The organism is Turicibacter sp. T129, from assembly GCF_025594975.1.
GTDB classification, from domain to species: domain Bacteria; phylum Bacillota_I; class Bacilli_A; order MOL361; family Turicibacteraceae; genus Turicibacter; species Turicibacter bilis.
Genome location: NZ_JAMQUU010000079.1, coordinates 1 through 9,989 on the forward strand (window position 1 = coordinate 1; position 9,989 = coordinate 9,989).

Below are 9,989 nucleotides of genomic sequence, written 5' to 3' on the forward strand. Positions count from 1 at the left end.
AGATGTGTATAAGAGACACTGACTTTAACCCGTTAGATAATACCCATGCCGGGCGCACAAAAAGAGAAGTAGTCTTAACTTAGACTACTTCTCTTTTTGTTGTCTCTATTTGACATAAATATTGGTGATTTAAAGCATTTAAACGACTCGTTTATCATGAAGCCGTTTAAACACGAAGGGATTGCAAATACCTATTGAAAAAATGTTTTGTTTTTTTACGCTTAAAATACTATTTTTTTAGATGATAATGACACTGTATTTTATATAGTAAAAAACAATGTATTTTTGTTTTTTCAACCCCAAAACTGAAACTGTTGATAGAACGTCGTATAGCTTTTTCTTATTATTCTTTTATATACTGATATACTTTTTTAATAATTTCATTATCTACTTCTGAATCAAATTTACGTGCAAATAATGCTTCGCTCTCACAGATTAATTGATAATCTTCAAGTGTGTATGTTTTAGGGTTTGGTCCACCATTCCACTGAATTTCACGTAGTGTATTATGAACTACCGTATTTTTAAATGGAGAATTTAAAATCAAAGTTTGGAAAAAATGTTCGTCTGCACAAATCGTATACTTATAGTCTCTGATATATTCAGGATGCTCTTTTAAATAATTTAATATATATTCAACACAATCTCCAGACAGTGTAAACCAGTTAGCACCTTTATATAATTTATATCCCTTAAAATTAGGGCGAAGAGGATATTTTCTATAAAACTTTGAAAGGAAGTTATTAATGATGTAAACCGGTCGTGTTCGATTATACTTACTATCACTAAATAAATAATAGCCTTTGATTCGCCATAGATTTTCTTCTATGTCTAAAGTTTCAAGAAATTGACGTCCTTTATTCTTTTTTAAAAATGACGATACTTCCTTCTTAGTCTTAATAAATAAATCCTGTCCACTTATTAAATGATAAAAATCATAGCCTCTATTACTCGCCTGTTTTAATAATTGAATTGTTACTAATACTTGAGACAGCCCCCCCCAATTAATGCTCATTCGTTGCTCTAAGAAAAAAACAGTGTTGAAGGATTGGAAATATTGTTTGAGTTGATTAAATAGGCCGTCATTCTTCTGATCAATATGAATATAGACATGGTGATCCTCATCTGCAATAAATTCAATTAATTGCTTTGTTTGTTCAAAATTTTTATGTGCCACAATTAAAAAAGCTTGCTTCATTTTATCTCACCTTATTTTAAATATTTTTCTAAACTCTGATCGATTAAGCCTTCAATATTTCCTTTTTGATTAAAAGGAAGCGGATTAAATGTTTTAGCTTTCTCGTATAAGGAGATAAAATCTTCTCCATCCTGATATGCCAAAATACATCCTAATTGTTCTAATTTAGTCGCTAGCTCAATTTGATGATCATTGACATGTTCATGATATTTCTTTAAACGAGGTACTGCAATAATTTTTTTATGATTTTTAACACCTTGAAGAATAGAACCAGCTCCAGCATGAGTCACAATCAGACTGGCTTGTTGATATAATTTTTCCATTTCATCATTAGGAATAAAACTAAATAATTTCATTTTATCAGTTTCGTAATGATTATGGCCCGCTTGAATAATGACTTCCTCACGATCTGCGACCTGTTCAACAAGACGCATAAGACGTGTAAAATCTTGTTTTTGTGTCCCACATAGAACGAGAATCAAAATAAACACCCTCCTACAATAGCATTTGGGTAAACTTCTAATAGCTCCTCCCATTGAATATAAAACTCATTAGCTATTTTATACATTAATTTCCCACTAACTGATGGCGTATGAACATTTGCAACTGTTTCAATATAAATCACTTTTCTACCAAATAAACGCCCATAAACACACATCGGAATCGTTGAATGAACACCTGTAGAAATAATAACCTTAGGATTATACTTGATAAAATAAATGAACGAAACTAACCATACATAAAGATATTCAAAAATATAGATCCATCCATCATTTTTAGAGCAATACATTAAATACTCTGTTGGAAACTCTGTCTCTTTTGAAATCTTCGTTTTTTCAGTAATAATAACTCCATTATACTTCTTAATAAGATGGCGTAACTGTAATAATTCCGTGTAATGCCCTCCTGCACTAGAGCAAAATAAAACCTTTCCTTTTTTCACGTTTAATCATCACCTTATTTCTTAAGTTTAACTTTCATGATATAAATTGCATTCGCTAATGCATTATAGATTAATTTATTGGTGTATCGATAATATAGATGCTTCTTATCCTTTTGAGATAATAAATATTGATTTTTTCTCCACATTGGAAATCTCTTATTTAATAAGTCCCAACCTTCTTTTAGGATAGCCTTTCGAGTATTCTTATCCTGAATTTGTGCAGCTCGTAAGAAAGAACTTCCTAAAAAATATTTTAATGTTAAATACTCTAATTCACTCTGATATTGATGGTATAAATTATGTTTTTGATAAAATTCAAAAATATCATTAAAGACTGTTAACATATCACCAACTTTGGAGTTTTGAGTATAAGTAATTGAATCTTGACGTTGAACATAATAAACAAGTGGTTCATTTACATAAGCTAATTTTCTAATAAATGGAGCTAATCGAATGGAAAAGGAACTATCCTCATATCTTAAGCCTACTGGAAATTTGATATCTAATGAATCAAACCAACTTTTCTTATATAGCTTATTCCAAACTGTCGGCATCATCTTCGTTAATAACTCTCTCTCATTTGTATAAGGTCCATCAGTTGCTCTTTGTAAACGATTCGGATAAGTCCAATAAAAATCACACGTTGTAACATCAGCCTCTTCCTGAGTTGCCCGTTCGTATAATTTTTCAAACATCGAATATTCAACGTAATCATCACCGTCTACAAATCCAAAATAATCTCCCTTCATCTTACTCATACCATAATTTCTAGCATCAGAGAGCCCCCCATTTGGCTTGATATAACTGAATACCTTATTTGGGTAAAGATTCATATATTTATCAATAATAATTTGTGATTGATCAGGTGTTGAGTCATTAATCACAATAATCTCAATTTCTTGAAGAGTTTGATTGACTAATGAATCAAGACAACGATCTAAATATTTTTCTACATTGTAGACTGGAACAATGACACTAACTTTTGGCATTATTTCACCTTAACTTTCCTATAATCCTTTTTACTTAATGTCGTATTAAGGAACAATGTAACTGTGATAAATCCTAAATATAAGTTCGTAAACAATTCATCTAAGACGTGTCCGCTATAATAAGCAGCTCCTAAACCGACACCAATTGATAATAATAGCATTAGGTTACTAAAATTAACAATAGTTTTAAACTTTCTTAACGCATTAATTGTTGAGGCTAGGACTAAGACAAGATATGGAGTAATAAAAATAATTGCTCCGATAATTCCCATCGTATAGATTTGACGCCATCCATCTTGCTCAATAATTAATTGACCTTCACTTAATGTCGAAAACCCCATACCAAGCATTTTTTCTTTAGTATCCATTAAATCCCACTTATATTCTGAGAATAATTTTTGAAGCTTTCTCCCATCACTACGTTTTTCAAAGGGTTGATTAACAACAAAGTTCCAAAACTCAGGATCAAATTCTATCGGATAAATTTCATCGTAATAAATGGATGGGAATGTTAATAACTGAGCATTTTCTCTTAAAACCGCTATTAATACAGCCTTCTTACCATCGTCATCCTCAATTTTCTGTTGTAGCAACTCTAATTGTGTTGACATCTGATTAACACTATCATTCTTTTCTTCTTCTTCTTTTAAATTTTTAATTAACTGGGTGTTAAACTCTTGATACTTAATGGCTGGAGTATTTGGATAGATTGCCAAGGCTAAGAAAATAATAATCCCCAAATTTAATAGAAAATTAAGATTAAACTTTGTTAAGCGAATGACACTACATCCAATATAAGTTCCAAGTGCTGCTATAGCAATAAGAATGACACCAAAGGTAGCAACTCGTGTTCCAATCATCATCATACATAACGAATGAAGTAAAATCAGTAAGAAGATTGGCCATTTTCTTTTGATCTCATATAACACTTTATATAATAATGGAAGCAACATAAAAAGCAAAGCCCCTAGAACATTTGCTGCATGATATAATCCTTTAGACATCAATAACTTTGGGTCTTGGAACTGTTCATATCCTCCCGTAAACCATGAAAAGAAATTAGCTTGGGTTGTTCCTCCATAACTACCAAATGAGATAGCAAATAGATCAGTAATAAAGATGACACTACATGTAATTACCGAGGTAATTACAATAATTTTATTAAATGTTTCATTACTAAATTGGGCCAGATATGTACAATACATTAAAATAAATGGTAATGTCATGATTAAGATATATTTTAGTTCGATTTTAATATCTGTTCTAAACGTTTCAGGAAGATTTAAATTTAATTGTCTGATTTCAATAAAGTGCAAAATAGAATAAGCCCCTAAGATTAATCCTAAAAATACTATCATCCAAAAAGATTTCCTTTTATTTTTATCAAAAAATAAAAATCCAATAATCGCTAATAATGGAATTCCTAAGAATCTGATAAATGTTGATGGAACAATTAAATGATATTGTTTCAAAAAATCATTTAATAGATAGTCTAAATCAACGATAGGTTGAATAATTAAAAAAACAAAAATTAATAACGTATAAAACTTTGGATTATTAAGTTTTTTAAATTTATCTAGCATAAATCCCCCTCCACTAAATTACTGATTTGAGTAATAATCGTTTCATTTTGATAGTGATAATCCTTTAATTTATCTTTCATCTTTTCTAATTTTTCAGGATGCATAATAATCGTCTTCATCGCTTCATAAAAATCAGATTCATCATTGTTTACAACTAAACCATAGCTACTATCCTTTAACTGTTCTTCAATACCCGCCACTTTTGTTGCTATAACAGGTATTTGACAAATTAAAGATTCAAAGACAACAGTCGGTAATCCTTCATAACGAGAAGGTAATAAAAAACAATCTGCTAATTTAAAATAAGCAAATGGGTTTTCTCGATATCCAATCAGTTTAAAGGTTTCTTGACAGTTATTCTTTTTTATTTCATTTTTTAAGGTTTGCTCATCTTCACCGTTACCGATAATCATAATATTATGTTTAAATCCTTCATCAATCAGGCGACGGTGAATCTTTATTAAACGATCATATCCTTTTTGTTCGACTAATCGTCCTACACTAATAAATGTTAAATCTTTATTTTTAAAGAGTCTTAAATCATCTGAATTAACAGATTGAGCAAACTTCTCTTTTATTAAATCAGATTGAATAATATTATGAATGACTTTAACATCCTCTTTTAAATCAAAAACTTCCTGATAAGATTGTGCTGCCACTTTAGAAACAGCTACATTTACATCAATTAACTCAAGCATCTTCTTCATTAGTGGCATATGATTCGATGAGAAGTTTTGTTTCTTATAATCTAGATGAACCCAATTTACTTTTTTACCACTAGAACCATTAGCAACAAAAATCGTACAAAATCCCTCTTTAAATGCAATTTCAACATCATACGATGAAAGTTTCATTTTTTTACGTTCAGATTTAATTTTTCGTCCAATCCATCCTGTCTTCATTAAACATAACAAATATAATTTATTAATTAATAATGAAATATTTTTACTTTTAATAATTTGACTTAATGGTAAATCAATCACTCTAAAAAACTTTGATCCCTCAATAATATTAACTCCAGATGGAACATCTTTAAGCATTTCACCATGTTTGTGTAATACAAGTAAATCAATCTCATAACTAGTTTGCTTCACTAATTCCTGCAATAAGTTATTTAATACCCGAGAAACGCCCCCCAACGTCATCTCATCGGTTACAAATAAAATTTTCTTTGACACAATCTCACTTCCAATCGTTTCAACATAATATTAAATTCACTATTCAATAGTCATTTAACTTAGAAGACTCTTACTTTTAACGCCTATATTCCCTTCATAATATACCCTATACTAATAAAAATAAATTACTCATTATTTTAATCGTCGTAATGTTTTTTTTAAAGATAATAATTGTCGGACCATGTTGAATTGCTTCTTACTATATAACCATAAAATAAAACGATCTTTAGCTGATAAATTTTTGACATATTCATTTTTTAGCCATGATGAGAAGTGGTTTCTCATAAAGTCTACAGCATGATTAATATAACGATCACCATTTTCAACTGTTAAATTACGAGAACATCCATATAACATTAAATTTTTAATATATAGAAACTCAATCTCTGACTGATAATTTCCTTTAAAATTATCTTCTATTAACTTCAAGGCTTTATAAATATCTAAACTCTTCTCAGAGTAAGTATTCATAATTGATCCTTCTCTTTGAAAATAATTATAAAAAGCTTCATTGACTTTGACAATTTTTTGAGCTTTAGATAGAACAATAGGAATACATCCTAAATCTTCATACCAAATCCCTACCGGGAATTTAACATCATCAAATAATGTTTTCTTAAATAACTTATTACATGCACTATTATCGATGGTCAAAACCGAAGGTAATGTTTCAACATTTCCAACTTTAAAATCGCCGCATGAAATATAAACACTTCGCCCATCTTCATAAACATTTTTAATATCGCAGACGACTAAATCTGCACCTTCTTGATGAACTACCTGATACATCTTTTCACACATGTCTCTTTCAATCCAGTCATCACTATCAATAAAAAGAACATATTCACCTGTGACATAATTTAGACCATAATTTCTTGCATCAGCTAATCCTCCATTTATTTTTTGAACAGAGATTACTTTTCCTGGGTAATCTAGTGTAAACTGATCAATAATCTTTTGTGATTGATCAGGACTCCCATCATTAACACAGATAATTTCAAGATCTTGAAATGTTTGGTTTACTAATGAATACAAGCAGCGCTTAAGGTATTTCTCTACATTATAGATAGGAACAATAATGCTTATCTTTGCCATTTTAACTCACCTTCTTATTTAAGAACTCGTTTCAACTGTCGGATTTGATAATAAATTTTTAAACGATACGGTTGTTCATAAATCCAGACACGATATTTATTCATAAAATTCATTTCTTGATATAATGATTGATAATATTTATTTTTTCTCCAGGTTGGAAAATTATTTTCAATAAACTGATAAAACTCATTTATAATACGAATTGCCAGTTCTTTATCAGTAATATAGATAACTTTATGCAACTCATACTGAATTTGCTTAATAACTAGCATCTCTAATTCTTCTTCAAATAATTGTTTAAGATTGTATGTTTCATAACTAGTTATAATTTCTTGTAGCGCATTAAGTGTATGTAAAACACGTTCATCATTTGCACTTGACACATTATTCATTCGATTCGCTAAATAATAATATAACGGTTGATGAACAATGGCTAACGTTTTACATTGTGCTAATAATTTTAAGGTAAAGACGAGATCTTCACTACGATAATTTAATGGAAACTCAATTTTATGTTCCTTTAAAATAGAAGTCTTAATGAGTTTATTCCAAGGAGCGGGCGTTATTTTAAATATTAAATCTTTTTGCTCCTCAACGACAAGCAAATCTGTTGATTCAACTGGAATGGTCATTAAAGTCTTGTCTGTGCTTTGTTCATAACATTCATAATAGTCACAAACAATGACATTTGCATTTGTTTCAACTGCTTTTTCATATAATGACTTCAACATATCTGGATGTAAACAATCATCTGGATCAATGAAAATAATATAATCACTACTCGCCAATGTCAGACCTAAATTTCGAGTAGCTCCTACTCCTTCGTTTGCTTTATTAATGACACGAATTCTTGAATCACGCGCTTCATAAGCTTTCATTTTCTCTAGTGTATAATCTTGTGAACCATCATTAATAGCAATAACCTCAAACTCTTTGAAAGTTTGATTTAATAAACTTTCAAAACTCTTATCAATATACTTTTCTACATTATAAGCAGGAATAACTACACTTATTTTATTCATTCTCTAACCTTCCTTTAAATCCCTAGACTCTAGCTAATAGTCTAGTCCTCACAGGATACAATGTATTTTTAATGATTTCCTTTCTTACGTTTGAACAACTTCATTGAGCGCTGAACAAAATCTCTAAAATCACTAAATAATAAATAATAAATCATAAGATAAGCTGCTAAGACAATGAGACCTAAACTAGCTGCACCGATAAACCAAATAACTAAGTGACTAACACCCGTTGGGAAAATCAGTCTCCATCCCCAAAGTCCGATAAAAGTAAGTCCAAACATAATTAATGTACGAAGTAGCACAAATTTATAATAATTCCATGATGGTAAACCAAATACTTTAGGATATACTAATTGAACTGACATAAAGAAATCAATAATAAAATGTGTTAAGAACGTTCCTAATAAAATTCCAACAATCCCTAATGGTTTAACTAATAATAATGAAATCCCTAAGTTAGTTAACGCAGATAATAAAGCAATTTTTTTCGTTTCTTTGAATAAGCCATTCACATTACGCACGACTAATAAAGGCTCTCTAGAAACAAGATAATATGTGTTCATCGTAAATAAGAACACTCCAAAATATGATAAAACATACAATTCATCCTTCATCCATAAACGAACAAAATCATTAGCTGTAATAAAGAGAATACTTGATACAATAGAGCTTAAAAAGAACGCAAAGTTAGCATATTGTAAGAAGGTAGAATACTTATGATTTTCATCACTTGAAAATAAGTTCCCAAAACTATCAACGGGTGCTTGAATAACTCCATATAAAACCTTAATTAAGCTCGAACAAATCATATTATAAGCATTATATACATTGGTCATTAACGGAGAAATAAAATAGGTTAATAACACAGGATCTGTATTTGATAAAACAACACCTGAAATCTTATGTACAAAAACATGCTTTGTATTTTCAAGTGCGCTTAAATCACGTGCTTCTTTATTATCTTTTAAATAAGGATATAATTTTAATGCTTTATTACGCGAATAAACATATGAAACAATGGTCAAGATTCCATCAGCTACTAATACTACTTCTAATGAGAATCCCATCATAGCAATCACAATCACTAAAATTGAACGCAATAATGTAATTAATTGAATTCCTAAGTTGATCTTATAATATTGTTGATCGGCCTGAACAACGATATTGGGTCCCATTAAAAAATAAGACACAACCACTGGCGCTAATAATAAGAAATAAATACTATAAATTGAGAAGGTTGAGATGACGCCTCCTTCTTGACTTACAAAGAATGGTTGAACTAATCCCACAATTAATCCTAAAACAAATATAATGAATCCCATTTTTCTAAATAAATAGATTGCTCCATTATATAATTCCGTTACTTTTTTATAATTTTTTTGAGCTAACGGTTGATAAAGAATCTGTTGAAACGCAATTCCAAAACCACCCTCCACTAAATTTAAAAATCCCATAATTTGAATCATTGTCGAGTACAATCCATTAATCGAACCACCATATATATCCGAAAAAAGACTAAACTTTACAAAACCAACAATAGGCAAAATTAAACTTGGTATTGTAGCTACTAACATATTAAGTAGCGAATGTTTCATACGCATAAAATCACCTCTAATTCTATATTCTTTCCTACTAAACTATAATTTATCAATTATTAAACATTATGAAAAGGTGTGTCATAGAAAGACTATGACACACTCTTCTCTTCCAAAGATCTTTGATTTTCTTATATTTATCATTTTACTATAAAAACTAACTTTTTAATTAATTAGTTCCTTCTCCGGTAGATGGCGTTTCCGGTACTGTTGGTGTTTCTGGTACCGTTGGCGTTTCCGGTACTGTTGGCGTTTCCGGTACTGTTGGCGTTTCTGGTTCCGTTGGCGTTTCCGGTACTGTTGGTGTTTCTGGTACCATTGGCGTTTCCGGTACTGTTGGTGTTTCTGGTACCATTGGCGTTTCTGGTACCATTGGAGTTTGGGGT

At 30.2% G+C, this 9,989-nt stretch carries 10 protein-coding genes; all 10 read right to left on the reverse strand.

The window, feature by feature from the left end; all coding sequences use genetic code 11:
• Nucleotides 1–343: 343 nt before the first annotated feature.
• Nucleotides 344–1,198 carry a beta-1,6-N-acetylglucosaminyltransferase gene (locus tag NEH75_RS12000; RefSeq protein WP_055274761.1) on the reverse strand — a complete coding sequence of 285 codons (855 nt, stop codon included), beginning with the start codon at nucleotides 1,196–1,198 and terminating at the stop codon, nucleotides 344–346.
• Nucleotides 1,199–1,209: 11 nt separating this feature from the next.
• Nucleotides 1,210–1,680: a PssE/Cps14G family polysaccharide biosynthesis glycosyltransferase gene (gene pssE / locus NEH75_RS12005; RefSeq protein ID WP_055274760.1), complete on the reverse strand. Its 471-nt coding sequence runs from the start codon at nucleotides 1,678–1,680 to the stop codon at nucleotides 1,210–1,212.
• Nucleotides 1,677–2,141: a PssD/Cps14F family polysaccharide biosynthesis glycosyltransferase gene (pssD, locus tag NEH75_RS12010; RefSeq protein ID WP_055274759.1), complete on the reverse strand. Its 465-nt coding sequence runs from the start codon at nucleotides 2,139–2,141 to the stop codon at nucleotides 1,677–1,679. The genes pssE and pssD overlap by 4 nt, the downstream gene beginning before the upstream one ends.
• 14 nt (nucleotides 2,142–2,155) lie before the next feature.
• Nucleotides 2,156–3,130: a glycosyltransferase family 2 protein gene (locus NEH75_RS12015; RefSeq protein WP_055274758.1), complete on the reverse strand. Its 975-nt coding sequence runs from the start codon at nucleotides 3,128–3,130 to the stop codon at nucleotides 2,156–2,158.
• The gene (locus tag NEH75_RS12020; RefSeq protein WP_055305461.1) at nucleotides 3,130–4,713 is read right to left on the reverse strand and encodes an O-antigen ligase family protein; all 1,584 of its coding nucleotides are present in this window, start codon (nucleotides 4,711–4,713) and stop codon (nucleotides 3,130–3,132) included. Before NEH75_RS12020 ends, NEH75_RS12015 begins: the two co-directional genes overlap by 1 nt.
• Nucleotides 4,707–5,891, reverse strand: a complete 1,185-nt coding sequence (locus tag NEH75_RS12025) for a glycosyltransferase (RefSeq protein ID WP_238580535.1) — start codon at nucleotides 5,889–5,891, stop codon at nucleotides 4,707–4,709. The genes NEH75_RS12020 and NEH75_RS12025 overlap by 7 nt, the downstream gene beginning before the upstream one ends.
• A gap of 132 nt (nucleotides 5,892–6,023) precedes the next feature.
• Complete coding sequence (locus NEH75_RS12030; protein WP_055305460.1) at nucleotides 6,024–6,986, reverse strand: glycosyltransferase family 2 protein; 963 nt, start codon at nucleotides 6,984–6,986, stop codon at nucleotides 6,024–6,026.
• A 14-nt stretch (nucleotides 6,987–7,000) separates the two neighbouring features.
• On the reverse strand, nucleotides 7,001–8,008 hold the full coding sequence (locus NEH75_RS12035; RefSeq protein WP_055305459.1) for a glycosyltransferase family 2 protein: 1,008 nt from the start codon (nucleotides 8,006–8,008) through the stop codon (nucleotides 7,001–7,003).
• Nucleotides 8,009–8,076: 68 nt separating this feature from the next.
• Nucleotides 8,077–9,609 (reverse strand): hypothetical protein, encoded by a 1,533-nt coding sequence (locus NEH75_RS12040; protein ID WP_055305458.1) that lies wholly within the window; start codon nucleotides 9,607–9,609, stop codon nucleotides 8,077–8,079.
• A 163-nt stretch (nucleotides 9,610–9,772) separates the two neighbouring features.
• Nucleotides 9,773–9,989 (reverse strand): hypothetical protein (locus NEH75_RS12045; protein WP_262948928.1); only part of this gene is annotated, 217 nt, incomplete at its 5' end.

Excerpts from the sequence above, each read along its gene's own strand:
- NEH75_RS12015 (WP_055274758.1), bottom strand. The coding sequence starts at position 3,130 with ATGCCAAAAGTTAGTGTCATTGTTCCAGTCTACAATGTAGAAAAATAT.
- NEH75_RS12000 (WP_055274761.1), bottom strand. The coding sequence starts at position 1,198 with ATGAAGCAAGCTTTTTTAATTGTGGCACATAAAAATTTTGAACAAACA.
- NEH75_RS12040 (WP_055305458.1), bottom strand. The coding sequence starts at position 9,609 with ATGCGTATGAAACATTCGCTACTTAATATGTTAGTAGCTACAATACCA.
- NEH75_RS12020 (WP_055305461.1), bottom strand. The coding sequence starts at position 4,713 with ATGCTAGATAAATTTAAAAAACTTAATAATCCAAAGTTTTATACGTTA.
- NEH75_RS12030 (WP_055305460.1), bottom strand. The coding sequence starts at position 6,986 with ATGGCAAAGATAAGCATTATTGTTCCTATCTATAATGTAGAGAAATAC.
- NEH75_RS12035 (WP_055305459.1), bottom strand. The coding sequence starts at position 8,008 with ATGAATAAAATAAGTGTAGTTATTCCTGCTTATAATGTAGAAAAGTAT.